This window comes from Rhodococcoides navarretei, from assembly GCF_038069675.1.
Taxonomy (GTDB): domain Bacteria; phylum Actinomycetota; class Actinomycetes; order Mycobacteriales; family Mycobacteriaceae; genus Rhodococcoides; species Rhodococcoides navarretei.
The window spans coordinates 954,859-972,833 of record NZ_JBBPCN010000001.1 but is presented as its reverse complement, the minus strand read 5'-3'; the positions used below and the strand labels follow the sequence as shown (position 1 = coordinate 972,833).

20 protein-coding genes and 1 pseudogene are annotated in these 17,975 nt (G+C 66.1%); 2 read left to right on the top strand and 19 right to left on the bottom strand.

Annotated elements, in window-relative coordinates:
- From AABD04_RS04835 to AABD04_RS04810, 6 genes are all read right to left on the bottom strand, one after another.
- The gene (locus tag AABD04_RS04835; protein ID WP_243596437.1) at positions 1-1,563 is read right to left on the bottom strand and encodes a bifunctional uroporphyrinogen-III C-methyltransferase/uroporphyrinogen-III synthase; all 1,563 of its coding nucleotides are present in this window, start codon (positions 1,561-1,563) and stop codon (positions 1-3) included.
- The gene (locus AABD04_RS04830; RefSeq protein ID WP_155289207.1) at positions 1,560-1,730 is read right to left on the bottom strand and encodes a hypothetical protein; all 171 of its coding nucleotides are present in this window, start codon (positions 1,728-1,730) and stop codon (positions 1,560-1,562) included. Before AABD04_RS04830 ends, AABD04_RS04835 begins: the two co-directional genes overlap by 4 nt.
- A complete protein-coding gene (hemC, locus tag AABD04_RS04825) occupies positions 1,723-2,691 on the bottom strand; it encodes a hydroxymethylbilane synthase (protein WP_341442955.1) in 969 nt (322 codons plus the stop codon). The genes AABD04_RS04830 and hemC overlap by 8 nt, the downstream gene beginning before the upstream one ends.
- Before the next feature lie 5 nt (positions 2,692-2,696).
- On the bottom strand, positions 2,697-4,109 hold the full coding sequence (locus AABD04_RS04820) for a glutamyl-tRNA reductase (protein ID WP_341440413.1): 1,413 nt from the start codon (positions 4,107-4,109) through the stop codon (positions 2,697-2,699).
- Complete coding sequence (locus tag AABD04_RS04815) at positions 4,106-4,945, bottom strand: redox-sensing transcriptional repressor Rex (protein WP_341440412.1); 840 nt, start codon at positions 4,943-4,945, stop codon at positions 4,106-4,108. The genes AABD04_RS04820 and AABD04_RS04815 overlap by 4 nt, the downstream gene beginning before the upstream one ends.
- Positions 4,946-5,102: 157 nt before the next feature.
- On the bottom strand, positions 5,103-5,384 hold the full coding sequence (locus AABD04_RS04810) for a glutaredoxin family protein (RefSeq protein WP_243596440.1): 282 nt from the start codon (positions 5,382-5,384) through the stop codon (positions 5,103-5,105).
- A gap of 188 nt (positions 5,385-5,572) precedes the next feature.
- Between AABD04_RS04810 and AABD04_RS04805 the strand changes: the two genes are divergently transcribed.
- On the top strand, positions 5,573-6,514 hold the full coding sequence (locus AABD04_RS04805) for an HAD family hydrolase (protein ID WP_341442954.1): 942 nt from the start codon (positions 5,573-5,575) through the stop codon (positions 6,512-6,514).
- A gap of 19 nt (positions 6,515-6,533) precedes the next feature.
- Here the strand turns inward: AABD04_RS04805 and AABD04_RS04800 are convergent, their stop codons facing one another.
- From AABD04_RS04800 to AABD04_RS04755, 10 genes and pseudogenes are all read right to left on the bottom strand, one after another.
- A complete protein-coding gene (locus AABD04_RS04800) occupies positions 6,534-7,022 on the bottom strand; it encodes a GNAT family N-acetyltransferase (RefSeq protein WP_341440411.1) in 489 nt (162 codons plus the stop codon).
- Between the two features lie 26 nt (positions 7,023-7,048).
- Positions 7,049-8,098 carry a lysophospholipid acyltransferase family protein gene (locus tag AABD04_RS04795; protein ID WP_341440410.1) on the bottom strand — a complete coding sequence of 350 codons (1,050 nt, stop codon included), beginning with the start codon at positions 8,096-8,098 and terminating at the stop codon, positions 7,049-7,051.
- Positions 8,095-9,222: an NAD-dependent epimerase/dehydratase family protein gene (locus tag AABD04_RS04790; RefSeq protein ID WP_243596443.1), complete on the bottom strand. Its 1,128-nt coding sequence runs from the start codon at positions 9,220-9,222 to the stop codon at positions 8,095-8,097. Before AABD04_RS04790 ends, AABD04_RS04795 begins: the two co-directional genes overlap by 4 nt.
- Before the next feature lie 143 nt (positions 9,223-9,365).
- Positions 9,366-9,467, bottom strand: coding sequence for a 30S ribosomal protein bS22 (locus AABD04_RS04785; RefSeq protein ID WP_003402602.1), 102 nt, complete (start codon positions 9,465-9,467; stop codon positions 9,366-9,368).
- 204 nt (positions 9,468-9,671) lie between these two features.
- On the bottom strand, positions 9,672-9,908 hold the full coding sequence (locus tag AABD04_RS04780; protein WP_008713658.1) for a helix-turn-helix domain-containing protein: 237 nt from the start codon (positions 9,906-9,908) through the stop codon (positions 9,672-9,674).
- 127 nt (positions 9,909-10,035) lie between these two features.
- Positions 10,036-10,851, bottom strand: a complete 816-nt coding sequence (gene proC, locus AABD04_RS04775; protein ID WP_341440409.1) for a pyrroline-5-carboxylate reductase — start codon at positions 10,849-10,851, stop codon at positions 10,036-10,038.
- An 18-nt stretch (positions 10,852-10,869) separates the two neighbouring features.
- Entirely contained in the window at positions 10,870-11,727 is an 858-nt protein-coding gene (locus AABD04_RS04770; protein WP_341440408.1) for a thioesterase family protein, read from the bottom strand.
- Between the two features lie 22 nt (positions 11,728-11,749).
- Complete coding sequence (locus AABD04_RS04765; protein WP_335741650.1) at positions 11,750-12,592, bottom strand: sugar phosphate isomerase/epimerase family protein; 843 nt, start codon at positions 12,590-12,592, stop codon at positions 11,750-11,752.
- A gap of 12 nt (positions 12,593-12,604) precedes the next feature.
- Positions 12,605-13,723 carry a hypothetical protein gene (locus AABD04_RS04760; protein ID WP_341440407.1) on the bottom strand — a complete coding sequence of 373 codons (1,119 nt, stop codon included), beginning with the start codon at positions 13,721-13,723 and terminating at the stop codon, positions 12,605-12,607.
- Positions 13,720-14,061: pseudogene (locus AABD04_RS04755) on the bottom strand (Ppx/GppA phosphatase family protein); the annotation flags it as partial. The gene AABD04_RS04760 and the pseudogene AABD04_RS04755, both read right to left, overlap by 4 nt.
- Positions 14,062-14,172: 111 nt before the next feature.
- Here AABD04_RS04755 and AABD04_RS04750 point away from each other — a divergent pair.
- Positions 14,173-14,925: a hypothetical protein gene (locus AABD04_RS04750; protein WP_243596526.1), complete on the top strand. Its 753-nt coding sequence runs from the start codon at positions 14,173-14,175 to the stop codon at positions 14,923-14,925.
- 69 nt (positions 14,926-14,994) lie between these two features.
- Here AABD04_RS04750 and AABD04_RS04745 read toward each other — a convergent pair whose 3' ends face one another.
- The 3 genes from AABD04_RS04745 to AABD04_RS04735 form a co-directional block, all read right to left on the bottom strand.
- Entirely contained in the window at positions 14,995-16,020 is a 1,026-nt protein-coding gene (locus tag AABD04_RS04745) for an NAD(P)-dependent alcohol dehydrogenase (protein WP_341440406.1), read from the bottom strand.
- A 73-nt stretch (positions 16,021-16,093) separates the two neighbouring features.
- Positions 16,094-16,783 (bottom strand): response regulator transcription factor, encoded by a 690-nt coding sequence (locus tag AABD04_RS04740; RefSeq protein WP_243596449.1) that lies wholly within the window; start codon positions 16,781-16,783, stop codon positions 16,094-16,096.
- A complete protein-coding gene (locus AABD04_RS04735) occupies positions 16,780-17,949 on the bottom strand; it encodes a sensor histidine kinase (RefSeq protein WP_341440405.1) in 1,170 nt (389 codons plus the stop codon). The genes AABD04_RS04740 and AABD04_RS04735 overlap by 4 nt, the downstream gene beginning before the upstream one ends.
- Positions 17,950-17,975: the final 26 nt, after the last annotated feature.

Sequence of the window (17,975 nt, the reverse complement as noted above, 5' to 3'; positions counted from 1 at the left end):
TTACCGGCGGCGCGACTTCTTTCGCGGCGGGGGCAGTGCACCCTCGGCCCGCAGGCGAGCCGCGTGCTCGGCGAGAGCCTCGACCAGCGGTCCGACCTGAGCCGACTCGGGCTGCACGTCCACGCGCAGACCGAATTCGACGGCCGTCTCGGCGGTCTTGGGGCCGATGCACGCAACGAGGGTGCGGGCGTGTGGCTTTCCGGCGATGCCGACCAGGTTCCGGACGGTGGAACTCGACGTGAAGCACACTGCGTCGAAGCCGCCGGTCTTGATCATCTCGCGGGTCTCGGCGGGGGGCGGTGCTGCCCGGACGGTGCGGTACGCGGTGACGTCGTCGATCTCCCAGCCCCGCTCGCGCAGACCCTCGGCGAGAGTTTCGGTGGCGATGTCGGCACGCGGCAGGAGAACTCGGTTGACCGGGTCGAAGACCTCGTCGTACGGCGGGAAGTCCTCGAGCAGACCCAGCGAGCTCTGTTCACCCGACGGCACGAGCTCGGGGTTGATGCCGAACGAGCGCACCTTCGCTGCGGTGGCCTCGCCGACGCAGGCGATCTTGACGCCCGAGAACGCCCGAGCGTCCAGCCCGAACTCCTCGAACTTCTCCCACACGGCGCGAACGGCGTTGGTGGAGGTGAACACGACCCACTGGTAGCGGCCGTCGACCAGGCCCTTGACGGAACGCTCCATCTGGGCCGGGCTGCGCGGGGGCTCGACCGCGATGGTCGGGACCTCGATGGGGATGGCTCCGTGGGTGACGAGTCGATCGCTCATCTCCCCTGCCTGATCCTTGGTACGCGGCACCAGCACGGTCCAGCCGTACAGCGCGCGAGACTCCCACCAGGACATCTTGTTTCGACCCGAGACGACCTTGCCCACGGTGACGACGAGCGATCCGACGAGCTCGGAACCGGCATCGTTGAGGGTGGCGAGGGTGGCCTCGACGGTGCGCTGCTGACGGGTGGTTCCGCGGACGGTGATGGCCGCGGGCGTCTGCGGAGCGAGTCCGTGTTCGACGAGGGCACTGGCGGTTTCGGCCAGGTGGCCCGAGGTTGCGTGCAGTACCAGCGGGCCCGGAGCAGCCGCGAGTGCGGCCCAGTCGACCTCGCCGCGGACGTCGGCCTCGGTGTGACCCGAGCCGAGTGCCATGCCGGCGTAGCTGGGCACCGCGGATCCGGACGGCAGGCCGGGGAGCACCTCGAACGGCACGTGCGTGCGAGCGACGGCGCTGACCTCGGCGATCACCGAGTCGGTGGTGAGCGGATCACCGGAGACCAGGCGAACCACGTCGTGGCCGTTCTTGGCTTCGGCGAGAAGCGTTTTCGCGACCTCGGCGGGTTCGCCGAGTGCCGGCCGAACTTCGACACCGTTCTCGCCCGTCTCCGGGTCACGCGCAACGTCGGCACCGACCAGGGCGGTGACGCCCTTGTCGACGTCGGGATCGGTGAATGCGAGCTCGGCCGCTCCGAGCACTTCCCGTGCCCGGACCGTGAGCAGAGCCGGGTCACCGGGCCCGGATCCCACGAACAGGATCCGTCCGTTGGTGTTCTTGCGGACTGGGCTCATCGGTTGTTCTCCAGTGCTGTCTTGTGTGGGTACTGCAGTTCTATCGGGGTTGCGGTGCCCCGTTTGGGAATCAGTCGAGCGGTGGCGATCGACTCTCTTCGCACCACCGGACGGGTCGCCGTGCGTTTGGCGCGTCCGCGGACGGGTGCCGTTATGGCCCTAGACATGAGATCCACCCTGTACCTGAGAACCTGCCTGCGCTGGTTCGGTGACTGAAACGAGTTCGCGCGCACCGAGATCGAGTAGTTCGCGGGCAAGTTCCCGGCCCAACTCCTCGGCTCGGTCGGGTGAGCCGACGATCGACGCGCGGATGGTGTCGCTGCCGTCGATGGCAGCGACGCAACCCCGCAACGAGAGTTCGTCGAAGATGCGGCCGTCCTCGTCGATGGACTCGACGACCTCTGCGATCGCCCCGACCGGCGCGGTGCAGCCGGCTTCGAGTTCGGCGAGCAGTCCGCGTTCGGCTGCCACAGCGGCGCGTGAGTGGGCGTCGTCGAGAGTGGCGATGGCCGCCGCGAGATCGGTGTCCTCGACGCGACATTCGACTGCCAGCGCGCCCTGAGCCGGTGCCGGGAGCAACTGCACCGGATCCAGGGCCTCGGTGACGACATCCAACCTGCCGATACGGGCCAGTCCGGCGCGAGCGACGATGACGGCGTCGAGCTCACCCGACGCCACCTTCCCGATCCTGGTGTCGAGGTTGCCGCGCAACGGCAGAACGTCCAATCCCTGTCCGAGAGCACGCAATTGAGCGATGCGACGGGGCGCGGACGTACCGACCTTCGCCTCGGCGGGCAACTCGCCGAGCACCAGTCCGTCACGGGCGACCAGGGCATCGCGCGGATCCTCGCGAGCGGGAATCGCGGCGATGGTGAATCGATCGTCGGCCGCCGTCGGCAGGTCCTTGTACGAGTGCACGGCGATGTCGCAGGTGCCGTCGGCCAGCGCCTCACGCAGCGCGGCGGTGAAGACTCCGACGCCGATCGTCTGCACGGGCGCAGCGGACAGATCGCCTGCAGTCTTGACGATGACCAGCTCGGCTTCGACTCCGGCTGCCGCGAGGGCCACCCGGACGGTGTCGGCCTGGGTGGTCGCGAGAAGGCTTCCGCGAGTACCGATCTTGACGATGTCGGTCATTCGGCACGCTCCTGACCGGTGGTTCCGCCGGGGTAGGAGTCCGAGCGCGGATCGGTGCGGCTGGCGGTGAAGTCGTCGACCAGTTCCAGCGAGCCGATCTCCATCGGCGTGGCGACAGCGTCGACCGAGCCGGGGCTCAGCTCGAACAGTTCACGCAGCGCAGCGGCGTAGGAATCTCCGCCCGGGGTGCTGGCGAGTTGCTTGACGCGCACGGTGGGCGAATGCAGCAGCTTGTCCACGACGCGTCGCACGGTGCGGGCCACCTCGTCGCGTTGCGGCGAGTCGAGCCCGGGCAGCCGCGATTCGAGACGCAGCAGCTCTCCCTCGACCACCTCGGCAGCACGTTGACGCAGCGCCGTGACGGTGGGGGTGACCTCGGCAAGTCGTTGTCCGGCAAGGTAACCCGACAGTTCGCTCGACACGATCTCGCGAGCAGCGGACGCGTCGTTCGCCGCGGCACCGGCAGCGGGATCGCGCTGCAGGGACTCCATGTCGAAGACGGTGATGCCCGGCAGGCCCGAGACCGCGGCGTCGACGTCACGCGGCAGACCGAGGTCGCAGATCACCAACGGGCGTTCGGAACCGCGGCGAGCGAGTGCGAGGTGGGCGTCGGCGATGGAGACCACGGCCCCCACCGCTCCGGTACAGGTGAGGAGGATGTCGGCCTCGGCGACTGCGTCGGCGAGGCTTTCGAGGGCGACGGAGGTTGCGGGGATGCCGTTGGAGACGGCGTTCTCGGCCAGGTGGTCGGCTCGCTCGCGAGTGCGGTTGACGACGGTCAGCCCACCGATGCCTGCGCGGCCGAGATGTGCGACGGCGAGTCCGCCCATCGCTCCGGCTCCGAGGACCACGGCCTTGCGGCCGGCGAGGGAACCGTCGAACATGTCGGCGGCGCGGTCGAGGGCCACCGAGACCACCGAGGCTCCGGCGGCGTCGATTCCGGTTTCGCTGTGCACGCGCTTGCCGACGCGGAGGGCCTGTTGAGCCAGTTCGTGCATCACCCGGCCCGAGGCTTGCTGACCGTCCGAGGCGGCGTAGGCCGAACGGATCTGGCCCAGGATCTGCTGCTCGCCGATGACCATCGAGTCCAGGCCGCTGGCAACGGCGAAGAGGTGCTCGACGGCCGCCTCGCTGTAGCGGACGTACGCGTGTCTGGTCAGGTCCGCGATCTCCAGCCCGGAATGTTCACCGAGAACCTCGCCGACGGCGGTCAGCGCGCCGTGGAAGGCGTCGACGACGGCGTAGATCTCGACGCGATTGCACGTGGACACCACCATGACCTCGGAAATGCTTCCGCTGGCCATCAGCTTGTCGGTCAGTTTCGGGCGATCGGTGTCCGTGATGGCGACACGCTCGAGGACTGCGACGGGAGCGCTACGGTGCGATATCCCGACGAGAAGGACACTCACGGTGCAATCACCGATCCGTTTCTTGTCGAACTGTTGACTGGGTTTGGGTTACCGGCGATACGCGGGCCGTGACTGCGGCCGAGGCGTGCCGTGGACGTGAGCGGTGACGACGTCAGTGGGGGCGGCGAGACCGGCCGGGGCGCGACGACGATGGCCGGATCGGCGATACCCGCAGGCCCGGAGACGTTGCGCGAGCTGTTGAAGGAGAGCACCTGCATCTCCACGGCCAGGTCGACGCGCCGCACCTCGACGTGGTCCGGGACGTCGAGAACCATCGGCGAGAAGCTCAGGATGCATTCGACGCCACCGTCGACGAGCTGCTGGGCGACACCGTGCACGGCCTCGTCCGGGGTGGCGATGACGCCGATGGTGGCTTCGAGTTCGCGGCAGGCGACGACGAGTTCGTCGACGTGCCGGACGGTGAGGCCGTCGATCTCGGTGCCCACGCGCGCCGGGTCACTGTCGAACAGGCCGACCATGGTGAAGCCGCGTCGGGCGAATCCGCCGTAACCGGCCAGGGCCTGCCCCAGGTTGCCGACTCCCGCCAGGACGACGCGGTGGCCTCGATCGAGTCCGAGTGCGCTGTCGATCTTCGCGCGCAAGCGGGCGACGTCGTAGCCGACTCCGCGAACGCCGTTGGGGCCGAGGAAAGAGAGGTCCTTGCGCAGCTTGGCCGATCCGACTCCTGCTGCGGTGGCCAGTTCTTCACTGGAAACGATCAGGACGCCCTCGTCTGCGAGGATCGAGAGGACCCGCAGGTATGTCGCCAGACGGGTGACCGTAGCCTGAGGGATGACCCGCTCTACGCCGCTGGGCGACGGGCGCTCTTCGGTCACGTCTGGGGCTCCTCGTCCGAACGGCAACGACGGCCGATCTTCACGCTGATCCTGCGTTCGTGTCTTGTTCACGGACGCTGTTCACACCACGGTAACCGCTTGTGAACGAATGAACAAAGTTGCGCACACCGGCCTTCACCTGCACACGCGAGAGCAATCACACGTTCTTAGGGTGCCCTGCCCGGGTGAGATCGGCCCGCAATCGCGGCACGTCTACCTCCCAGTAACTGTGTTCGATGCCGTCGAGGAGCACCACGGGCACTCGATCGCCGTACTCCGCACGCAGGTCAGGCGATTCCGCTGCCGCCTCGTCGACGTCGACGACCGTCACGGCCACGCCGAATTCGCGGCACACCTCGCTCAATACCTCGAAGGCGTGGGTGCAGGAATGGCAGCCTGCGCGCGTGAGAAGAGCCACGCCGGTGGGGGTCGTCTGCATGCGTCCACTGTGACACGACCGCAACGGAGACGAAGGTCACAGTCCCCGGTCCGGGCGGGGGCGTCGAGTGCTGCCCTTCGCCTGCCTTCCGAGCAACCCCGACTAGGCTTGCGGCGAGCGACTCGACTGGGAGGAGGACGGACGTGAGTGACGGGGGAACAGACCTGCCGATCGAGAACACGCCCGATATCGACACGGTCGATACGAACGATCCGAGCGGAGACAAGCAGTTCAAGCGCCGTATCCGCAGAATCCGCAATCCGTTCGGTCCGACGGACGCCGAGGTCCGCGCCAACGTTGCAGGTCAGGCCAGTGCCGATGCCGCTCTGGCGTTGCAGATCGAGTCCGAGGGTGCCGTTCCGCGAGATCTGACTGCTGCGGCTTTCTTCGACGTGGACAACACGATGGTGCAGGGCGCGTCGATCATTCACTTCGCACGCGGGTTGGCCGCCCGCAAATACTTCACCAGCGGTGATCTGGCTCAATTCGCTTGGCAGCAGGTCAAATTCAGGGTCAGCGGGAAAGAGAACAGCGAGGACGTGGCGAGCGGACGAGAGAAGGCGCTCTCGTTCATCACCGGCCGTCCCACCTCGGAGCTGTCCAGTCTCGGCGAGGAGATCTACGACGAGGTGATCGCCGACAAGATCTGGGCCGGTACCCGGGCACTCGCCCAGATGCACCTGGACGCCGGTCAGCAGGTCTGGCTGGTGACGGCCACTCCCCTCGAGCTGGCTCAGATCATCGCCAAACGCCTCGGCTTGACCGGGGCGCTCGGAACGGTCGCCGAGAGCAAGGACGGGGTGTTCACGGGTCGTCTCGTCGGCGACATCCTGCACGGCATCGGCAAAGCCCACGCGGTGCGCTCGCTCGCGGTGCGGGAGGGTCTCAATCTCAAGCGCTGCACCGCGTACTCGGACAGCCACAACGATGTCCCGATGCTGTCGCTCGTCGGCACTGCCGTAGCGATCAATCCCGATCCCGATCTGCGGGAGCTGGCCAAGAATCGCGGTTGGGAGATCCGCGACTACCGCACCGGACGCAAGGCCGCCAAGATCGGTGTCCCGACTGCGTTGGCCTTGGGCGCGGTGGGCGGCGGGCTGGCCGCCGTGATCGGCCGCCGCAAGGGGTGATCCGCTCGGCGCTCGCAGGTCACAGCGTCAGTTGCATCAGCGTCAGGTCCAGCCACCGACCGAATTTGACGCCGACCTCCGGCATCTGCCCGACCGTGACGAACCCGAACTTCTCGTGCAGTGCGATCGACGTGGTGTTCTCGGATTCGATGAACCCCACCAGTACGTGCACGTCGCCGGCCTCGGCGCGCGCGATCAATTCACTGAGCAGGGCGCTGGCCAGGCCGCGCCGGTAGAAATCTCGGTGGATGTACACCGAGTGCTCCACCGAGTGCCGGTACCCGCTCTTGACCCGCCACTGCCCGTACGACGCGTATCCGGCCACCTGTCCGTCGACGTCGGCCGTCAGGACGGGGTATCCCGCGGCGATCCGACCCTCGAACCACGCTGTGCGGTCGGCGAGGTCGACCTGTTCCTCGTCCCAGATGGCCGTGGTGTTGGCGACCGCATCGTTGTGGATGTCGAGAATCTCGGGCAGGTCGTCGATGGTGGTATCGCGAATGAGCACGGCCACACGATAACCCGGCGTGCCGGCTATCCCAGAAAGACGTTGCGTCTCTTGGCAAGCAGTCGGTAGAGCGTGTGCTGAATGGTTTCGCGGACGTGGTCGGTCAACTCGAACAGCACCATCGGATCCTCGAACGCGGTGGAGTCGTACGAGTCGGTGTGGATCGGCTTGCCGAACTCGATGTACCACTTGGACGGCAACGGGATCAGCCCCAGCGGACCGAGGTGCGGAAAGAACGGCGTGACCGGAAAGTACGGCATCCCCATCAGTCGTGCCAGCGGAGCGATGTCGCCGATCTTGGGGTAGATCTCCTCCGACCCGACGATGGAGCACGGGATGATCGGTGCGCCCGTTCGCAGCGCAGCCGAGACGAAACCGCCGCGACCGAAGCGCTGCAACTTGTACCGCTCGCTGAACGGCTTGCCGATCCCCTTGAATCCCTCGGGGAACACCGCGGCCACCTCGCCGGTGCGCAGCAGTCGCTCGGCATCAGGATTGCACGCCAGAGTGTGCCCGGCCTTGCGCGCGATCGTCCCGACTCCTGGCATCTCGAATGCCATGTCGGCGGCCAACATTCGCAGTGGGCGGTGCGCCGGGTGATGATCGCGCACGGCGACCGAGGCCATCAGCGCATCGACCGGCACGACGCCGGCGTGGTTGGCGACGACGAGCGCGCCGCCGTCGGACGGGATGTTCTCGATTCCCTTGACCTCGACGCGGAACCACTTGTCGAACAGCGGTCGCAGCAACGGCAGCCAGACGGCGTCGGCGAAATGCGGGTCGTAGCCGAACTCGTCGACGCTGTAGTCACCGGCAACACGCCTGCGCACGAACTCCGCGACCGAGGAGATCTGGTCGACGATCGTGGTCTTGGTGTCGTCGATCATCGACAGCAACGGTGCCGCTGTCGCTGCCGTTACGGCCGCCGCGTCGACCGGGGCCGGGTCGAGCAACGGCGTCGGCTCCCGAGGATCTGCGTACGCGGAGGGGTGCCGTTCACGCGAGCCCTGTGCTGCGCGGGCCGCGCGACCGGTGGTGCCACCGTGCAGTGGAATCACTTTGGCCACGTCCCTCACCCGTCCCCTCCCGAACCAGGCACTGTTTCCCGACTACGCAGCGACGCCAGTGCGCGCGCCGTCGACGCGCCGGTTTCGACGGCCGCGACCATACGTTCCTCCACGCTGTCGACCCACTCGGTTCTGAGGACCGGGCGCAGCGCGGCACCTTTGACGAAATCGTCGAACGCCTGAACCGTGGTCCACCGCGGCTCGAAGCCGAGGACGGACCGCATGCGGGTGGTGTCGAGTCCGCAGCCGAAGTGGAAGTAGTCGAGTTGCTCGGTGGTGAACTCGCGCATCATGCCGCCCATGAGGGCGCGGCCGACACTCTTGAACAGTGGGAACGGCACCGGCACCTGAACTCTGCCGGCACGGCGAATTGCCTGGGAGAGCATGATCGTGCCGTCGGCTCCGATGTTGAACGTGCCCGCCGACCCGCCGATGGTCGCGCGTTCGAGCGCGGCGAGGGCGTCTTCCTCGTGCAGCAACTGCATGCGCGCGTCGCGGCCGACGATGCTCGGGATCAGGGGCGAGGTCATGTACCGCGAGATGGTGCCGTTCAGTCGTGGGCCGATCAGCGGAGCCATCCGCAGGATCGACACCGCGATGTCCGGTCGTCGACGGCCGAGTCCGCGGATGTATCCCTCGATATCGATGGTGTCCCGTGCGTAGGCACCGCTCGGTGGGCGTCGAGCACTCATCTCCTCGGTGAATTTCACCGGGTCCTTGGCGCTGCAGCCGTACACCGAGGACGACGAACGCAGAACCACTTTCTCGACGGTAGGCGACTTCTGGCAGACGGCGAACAGCTGCATCGCGCCGATGACATTGAGATCCTTCATCGTGGCGCGGCCACCGGACTTCGGGGGCTTGGCCACGGTGGCGGCGTGTACGACGGTGTCGACCCCCGCATTGCGGATCACTTTGCCGATCAGCGGATTACGGATGTCGGCGCGGACGAATTCTGCGCGACCCATGCGACGCAGCAGGTCCTTGCTCGGAGACTTCGCATCGACGGCGATGACCCGTTCGATCTGCGGGTTCTGGGCGAGCCTGGTGACGAGGTAACCGCCGAGGAATCGACTCGCTCCGGTCACCAGAACCACTCGGGGCGCGGCCATGCCACGATCGCTCGGACTCATTGCGCACCCCCAACATCGGTTCCGCCGCAAAGCCTACTGGATCGGCAGGAGTTCGCGCGGGCGAGCAGCAAAGCCGTCTTCGAACGGAAGAAGCCCGCCACCGAGGGGTGACGGGCTTCGCCGTGAAGCAGATGACGGCAGGCTTATTTGCCGAGTTTCCTGCGCTGCACGCGGGTACGACGAAGCAACTTGCGGTGCTTCTTCTTCGACATGCGCTTGCGACGCTTCTTGATCACTGAACCCATGCGGGTGTCCTCACGTTCTTCTCTAGCGTTTTCGCGCACGCCGTTTGCGTACGCCTACCTGACAACCAAGCCCTGGGGCTTCGGTCACCGAGCTGGCGCTGGGGCCACGTACTCGCCCACGGCTACACACCGGCTGGCTGGCACGACGATCGCCAATCCTACCGGTGTGAACCGGTAGTTACGAAACCGGCCCCGCGTGCACTACTAGCCTGCGTCGAAGTACGAGGTCTCGAGATAGTCGTGCACCGCCTTGGCGTGCACACGAAAAGATCGACCCACCCGTACAGCGGGCAATTCTCCGCCGTGCACCAGTCGGTACACGGTCATTTTCGAAACCCTCATCAGCGTCGCCACTTCGGCGACCGTGAGGAACTGCGTTCCGGCCAGAGCCGGTTGACCGTCCGGGGACGAACCCTTGGACGGCTTGTTTATAGACGCCATCAATCCACATACCTCCGGCACGTCTCATGCGGCAGGCTTCCCCTCCTGCCGAACAGACACGCACGTGCTGCCCCCGAGCCTATAGGGACAGATGGGGTTACTGCGACGGGTGTGGGGAAAAGATTTTTTATTCTGCTGTGATGCCCATCTCAACGGATCGGGTGTTGGCGGCACCGAGTGCATCGAAAAACGCTGCTCGGAGGCCGTTTCGTTCCAATTCACGCACCGCAGCAGCGGTCGTTCCGCCCGGAGAGGTCACTGCGTATCGGAGCTCGCTCGCGGTCTCGTCGGAGCGATCGAGCATTGCTCCCGACCCCACCATCGTCTGCACCACGAGCGCCGACGCCACCTCGCGGCTCAATCCAAGGCCCACTCCCGCGTCGATCATGGCTTCTGCCACCAGGAAGAAATAGGCCGGACCCGACCCGGACACGGCCGTCACGGCGTCGAGCTGGTTCTCCTTGACCACCACCACCTTGCCGACGGCCGAGAGGATCGAGCGGACGAGCTCGAGATGCTCCGCGCGGGCGTACTTACCCGGAGCCAACACGCTGACACCCTCCCCCACGAGCATAGGAGTGTTGGGCATGACCCGAACGACAGGGAAGCCGGCGGGGAGCTTGGGCTCGAACTTGGTGGTGGGGACGCCTGCGGCCAGTGAGACGATGAGTTGTTCGCGGTCGCCGTCGAGATCGATCTTGGTGATCTCGGTCAGTGCCCCTTCGACGTCGGCCGGCTTGACCGCCAGCACGATCACGTCGGCTCCCTCGGCCGCATCGCCGACGGTCGTAGTGAGTACGCCGAACTCCTTCGCGATCTCCTTGGCGCGATTCTCCGACTTCTCGGCGACCACCAGATCGCGTACCGCGTGCCCGGACTCGAGGAGTCCCGCAATCAACGCCTCGCCGATCCGTCCGCCGCCGATCACTGCAATTCTTGTCATGCGACCAAGCCTGCCATGTCAGTTCGAGCGCGGCACCATCGCCAACTGTCTGCTCTGCACCACCACGGCACCCGTCGAATCCACCACCACGTGGTCCTCCTCGAACCAGGTGTTGCCGATGACGGTGCTGGTCGCAGCCACCCGCAGCCAGCCCGGTGCCGGACGGCGGCGCAGGTAGGTCGTCAACTGCACGGTCGGAGCCCAACCGAACATTCCGCGGTTCATCGTCACCGGGGCCGAGATGTCGCCGGTCATCAGTGCGAACAGTACTGCGGTGTCGACGTCGGCCTCGTCTCCGGCGAAGGGACGCACCCACAGCCGGATCTCCGCCTCACCCTGCTGACCGGTCAGGAACGACGCCGACGTGGCGTCGATTCGCATCTCGCAGCCCTTGGCGACGTGCACGATCGACGCCATCGGATGATCGCCTGCCACCGCAAGCGTGTTGGCGGGAGGCTCGACGGCCATCTGCGCCAGCGACGTCGGCGTCTCGTGGTGCGGATTCTCGGAATCCGGTCGACCCAGGGTGACCACCGCTCGCACGGCAACGCGTCCGGCCTGGGTGAGCTCGACGTCGACGTGCGAGACCTGGCGACCCCGTTTGCGCACGATCGTCGTCAGCGCAACCTCGCCGGGATCGGGAGCGGCCAGGTAGCTGACGCTCACCGCGAGCGGCTGGATCTCGGCCTGCTCCTGGTCGGTCGAGACGATGTGCCTGCGCGCTGCCGCCGCGCAGACGGCGAGCATGGCCCCACCGTGCACTTTCGGACCGATGGTCCAGGTGGAGTCGATCGCGCCCGCGAACGACGCGGTGTCGGCGGCGACCTCGAGCGCGGTCAGGGTGGTGGCGGCTGTGAAGGGGCTGGCAGAACTCATTCCCGACAACTTACCGTCGGCCTCAGGACAGGTGTGCGCGGGCGAACTCCAGTGCCTGCCCGAGCATCGACGACCGCTCCGGGACCGTTCGCGCATTCTGCGTGTTGATCTCGATCACCGCCTGCCCCTCGAAGCCGCGGCGGACCAGTTCGGTGCACACCTCCACGCACGGCTGGCTGCCGTGGCCGGGGATCAGGTGCTCGTCGACCGACGCTCCCCTGCCGTCGGCCAGATGCAGATGCGCGAGGCCCTCACCCATCCGGTCGAGCATGTCGAGCGCGTCGGAGCCCGCGGTGGCCGTATGGGAGAGGTCGAGCGTGTAATGACCGTGGCCGACGTCCGTCGGGTCGTAGGACGGTGAGAACGCCGACAGAGCGGCTCCGGGGCCTCCGCGTCGTTCGAGGCGCTGCGCGGATTTCTCCTTGCGTCCGAAGAAGCGGTCGGCCCGCATCGGGAACATGTTCTCGACGGCGACCACCACGTGCGAGTTCGATTCGAGTTCGGCGACCTGATCGGAGAAGCCGTCGCTGTACTTGCGTTGCCAGCGGAACGGCGGATGCACCACGACCGTCGCCGAGTCCAGTTTCTCGGCCGCCTCGACCGAGCGGGCCAATTTGGCGATCGGATCGGATCCCCACACCCGCTGCGAGATCAGCAGGCACGGCGCGTGGATCGCCTGCACCGGCATGGAGTACTCCCGCGACAGAGCAGCCACTGCGTCGACGTCCTGGCTGACCGACTCGGCCCACACCATCAGTTCGACGCCGTCGTAGCCGAGTTCGGCAGCGTAGCGAAAGGCCGCCTCGGTGTTCTGCGGGTACACCGAAGCGGTGGACAGCCCGATCGGTATTCGCTTGGTAGCCATCGTCGGTCGAACTCAGCCGGTACTGAGCTGGAAGGCGAGCGGACCGAGCGTGACGAACACACCCACGGCGATCGCGATGACGATGGATATCAGATCGTCGGTGCGCCGCAGAATTCTCACCACGGCGACGAGTCCGACGATGACCAGTACCGCGAGCACCAGTGCGACCCACGGCAACACGTCCCACAGTTGCTCGAAGCCCTTGAACAGCAGCGCGCCGACGACGATGGACACCACGGCCTGGCCGATGAGCGCCAGCCACTGTCGGACGGCACCGCCCTTGCTCTTGACGGCCGACACGCGGCGTCCGGAGCGAGTTGCCGCACTCGTGTCGTTCGCCTCGGTCTCGGTTTCGGTCTTGTCGCCGGTCTCGGTCTTGTCGCCGGTCACGGACTTGTCGCCGGTCTTCGGCTTGACGAGGTCGACGGTTTCGGTGGCGGCGGAGGGCGTGCTCCCGGCCTTCTCGTCGGTCGAGTTCGCTCGGTCGTCGTCGCGCTTGATGCGCGGAGCCACCGCCGTCTTGGCCAGATCGTCGACGTCGATCACTGCTGCTCGTGGGGCGACGTCCGTGTTCGGCTCGGCCACCTCGACCTGTCGCGGCGGCGCGAATCCTGCAGGCGTACGGGCCCGACCCTGCTCGGCCGATGTCGAGCCGTACGGCAACCGTTCCGGCGTCGTGGGCGCAGCCGGCCGCAATCCGCGTTCGGTGTCGTCGTGCGAGCGGTTCAGCAAGTCCCCGGCAACCGTGGTGGAGCCGGACAGCAATTCGGGCTCGGGCTGCTGCTTCTCGCGCCTGCCTGCGGGTTGGAACGGAGTCGGGCGTGCACCCTGCGGCCGGGCCGGTTGAGGGCGGGCGGATGCATCGTCACTGTTCCGGGGCTCTGCCGGTGCGACGTCGGGTGTCTCGGGCTCGGAGGCGTCGATCGCAGGCGTCTCGACCACCGGGGCGCTGCGGTTACCGGGCTCGTCGCGCACGACGGGTATCTCACCGGTCAGTTCGGCGACGGAGATCCCGCCGGTGACGCCACGGCGACGGCGTCCGCCTGCGCTCAGGTTCGTCTTCTGGCCGTTTCGGGCCAGCAACTCGGCAACCGAGATCTGTCCGGTGTCTTCCGGGTTGGCGTCGCTCATATCGAACTCCCCACCACATCGCCGTCGATTACGGTGTCCAGCTTCCTCACGATCAAACCTTCCCTCAGCGCCCACGGACGGATCTCGAGCGACTGCACCGTCGATGCCCGCATGTTCGCCTCCGCTACCGGAGCCACGGCCACCGGTCGTGGTGACCTGTCAGCCCTGACGCCTTCCAATTCTGCACGGTCGACTGCCGTCATCCGCGATCCGAAGGCCATGAGTTGCCTCGAGCCGCTCGCGGTCTGTGCCCGCGTCGCCCTCGGACCGGCCCCGGAAGGCGCTGCACCGGTCGAGCGAGCCAACGAACAACACCTCGTCGAGGTTCCCATGCCACGGTGGGCATCCTCCACGAGCACCCCTAATCGCACAGACCCACGGTACTGGGTCTACCGTCGTCCTTTGTGACATCAGGTCGTGAGCAGCAGTCGTTCGCTGCAGAGGTCGAGATGGATTTTCCCCGAGAATGGGTCGAGTTTCCGGACCCCGACAATCCGGAACACCTCATCGCCGCGGATCTGACGTGGTTGCTGTCCAACTGGACCTGCGTGTTCGGCACTCCGGCGTGTCAGGGAACCGTCGAAGGTCGGCCGGACGACGGCTGCTGTTCGCACGGTGCATTCCTGTCCGACGAGGACGACAAACGCAAGCTCGACGAGTCGGTGAAGTTGCTCACCCCACAGGACTGGCAGCTCATGGACAAGGGTCTGGGCAAGAAGGGATACGTCGAATACGACGATCTCGACGACGAGCAGTCCCTCCGTACGCGGCGCTACAAGGGTGCGTGCATCTTCCAGAACCGACCCGGGTTCGAGGGTGGCATCGGGTGCGCCTTGCACTCGATGGCACTGCGGAAGGGCATCGAACCGCTCGAGGTCAAGCCCGACGTGTGCTGGCAGCTGCCGATCCGACGCACCCAGGATTGGGTGACGCGGCCCGACGGCTCCGAGATCCTCAAGACCACCATCGGCGAATACGACCGACGCGGCTGGGGCGAGGGTGGACTCGATCTGCACTGGTACTGCTCGGGCTCGCCCGACGCGCACGTCGGTGCCAAGCAGGTGTTCGAGTCCTACAAGCCCGAATTGACCGAACTGCTCGGCAAAGCCGCCTACGACGAATTGGCGTCGCTGTGCAAGCGTCGCCGCGGCCTCGGTCTGATTGCCGTACATCCCGCCACGCGTGAGGCTCAGCGACGGTAGAGCGGCTGCGCCGCACGTGCACGGAAATTCGTAGCCCACTACGAATTTCCGTGCACGATCCCCCTGGAGTCAGGGAACGACGACCGCGCGGCCCTTGATTTCTCCGGCGTGCAACTTGTCGTATGCCTCGGTGGCCTCGTCGAGGCTGTACCGCTCGACGTGGATCTCGATGGCACCCCGCTTCGCGAGTTCGACCACCTCGATCAACTCGGCACGCGAACCCCAGTTGATCGCACGGCCTGTCACATCGAGAGGCACCGTGCGCTGGCCGATCTGGACTGCGCCGCTGGCAACCCCCACCACCACAACGTGGCCTGCGGTGGCCACCATGGCCGCGGCGAGGTCTGCGGTGGGCTGAATACCGACGAAATCGAACACGACGTCTGCGCCGAGTCCACGAGTCAGACCTTTGACCGAATCGGCTGCACCGGGCTCGGACCGGTAGACGTGATCCGCACCGACTTCGGTGGCGAATTCGAGTTGCCTGTCGCCGAGATCGAGGGCAACGACGGTCGATTGGGTCAGAGCCTTGAGCAACTGGATCGCCACGTGGCCCAGTCCGCCTGCACCGATGACGACGGCAGTCGTGCCCGGCGTGAGTTTGTCCAGTGCCGACTTGACCGCCCGGTACGGCGTCAAGCCTGCATCGGTCAGCGAGACACTGGTGACGGGATCGAGGTCGCCAAGCGGGACCAGATGGCGGGCATCGTCGACGATCATGTATTCGGCCATGCCACCGTCGCTGAAGATGCCGGGCGCACGCATCCCCTTCTCGCAGTTCATCTCGTCACCCTTGGCACAGTGGTAGCAGCGGCCACAGCCCCACGGTCCGTACACGAGGACCGACTCGCCGATCTCGACGTCGGTCACGCCCGCACCGATGGCTTCGACGACGCCCGCCACCTCGTGGCCCAACGTCAGCGGAACCGGCTTGAAGAAGTACTCCTCCTCGGAGACGCCCATGATGAACTCGTCCGAGTGACAGGCTCCTGCGGCCGTCACGCGCAGCAGGATTTCCGATGCTGCGGGCGTCGGCTTCTCGATCTCGACCAGTTCCGGGCGTGAGCCGATGGTTCGATACTGCAAGGCCTTCATGCAATCACTTCCCTTGTCACAAGATTCGTCGTTAGTACTTGAATCTTAAACTTCGGGGAAGTCGACCAGATCGCTACCCCTCGAGCTTGTAGCCCAGTCCGCGCACGGTGACGAGGTGCTCCGGCTTGGCCGGATCCGCCTCGATCTTCGAGCGCAGTCGCTTGACGTGCACGTCGAGTGTCTTCGTATCGCCCACGTAGTCGGCTCCCCACACGCGGTCGATCAGCTGTCCGCGGGTCAGCACTCGGCCGGAATTGCGCAACAGGTATTCGAGCAGGTCGAACTCCTTGAGCGGCAACGTGATCTGGTCCGACCCGACCATCACCACGTGACGTTCGACGTCCATTCGCACCGGGCCCGCTTCGAGCACCCCGGTGTCGACTCCACCGTCGACCTCGGCATCGGAGCCGCGGCGCAGAACCGCGCGGATGCGGGCGATGAGTTCGCGTGCCGAGTACGGCTTGGTGACGTAGTCGTCGGCACCGAGTTCGAGGCCGACGACCTTGTCGATCTCACTGTCGCGTGCGGTCACCATGATGACGGGAACGCCTGAGCGTGAACGCAATTGCTTGCACACGTCGGTTCCGCTCATGCCGGGGAGCATGAGGTCGAGCAACACGATGTCGGCTCCTGCACGATCGAATTCCGCGAGTGCCGAGGGTCCGTCTCCGACGACGGTGGCCTCGAAACCTTCCTTGCGAAGCAGGAAGGCCAGCGGATCGGCCAACGACTCTTCGTCTTCCACGATCAGAACGTTGGTCACTGATTCTCTCTTTCTGTAACCGAGGCGTCGTCTTCTTCGAAGTACGCAGGGATCTGGAGGGTGAAGGTGGATCCGGTGCCCAGCTTGCTCCACAGCGAAATGCTGCCGTTGTGGTTGGCTGCGACGTGTTTGGCGATGGCCAGGCCCAGGCCTGTGCCGCCGGTTGCCCGCGACCGAGCTTTGTCGACGCGGAAGAATCTCTCGAAGACGCGTTCCTGGTCTCCCTTGGCAATGCCGATGCCGCGATCGGTGACGGCGAACGCCACGTTGTCTCCGCGTAGGGCTCGACTCACCGACACGGGCGCACCGTCCGAGGAGTAGGCGATGGCGTTCTGGATGAGGTTGGCCAGGGCCGTCACCAGAAGAGCTTGGTCTCCGAGTACTTCGAGCCCGCTCGGATGGTCGGTCGTGACAGAAATTCCGGCGTTCTCAGCGGCCAGCTTCGACCGGTCCATCGCTTCGTTGACGACCGTGTCGACGTCGACGACCTCGAGATCGGGCAGCTTCTCGGCCCCTTGCAATCGCGAGAGAGCGATCAGTTCGGTGACCATGTTGCCGAGGCGCTTGGACTCGGCAACGACCTTGCCGCCGAAGTGCCGGACGGAATCGGGATCGTCGGCCGATTCGAGCAACGCCTCGGCCAGCAGGCTCATCGCGCCGACGGGTGTCTTGAGCTCGTGGCTGACGTTGGCCACGAAGTCCCGACGCGTCGCCTCCATCCGGACCTGCTCGGAGTCGTCGTCCGCGAACAGCACCACGAAGCGCTTGTCTTCTTTGCTCAGCAGACGCGCCATACAGCGGACGGCGATCTTGTCGCGGCCGGTTCTCGGGTTCTTCGAGCTGAGGTCGACTTCGACGGGGTGTCCGTCGGCGAGGACCTTGAGGACGGCATCCCAGGCCCGATCGTCGATCAGACGGTTACGCACCAGGCCCAACTCCTCGGCGCGTGGGTTGAACAGCACCACGTCGTGAAATTGGTCGACGACGGCGATACCGCTTTCCGACGCGAGGACGATCAGGTCCAGTACCTGCGACATCGTCAGACCGGACGTGGCGCGACGACGCTCCGAGTGTCGAGTATTGAGGTAGGGAATCAGAACACCGCCGACGAGGTATCCCACGAAGGCCGCGGCGATAGCCAGTAGTACGGCCGATGCAACACTCACACCGGAATCGTACGTTCGATGGACAG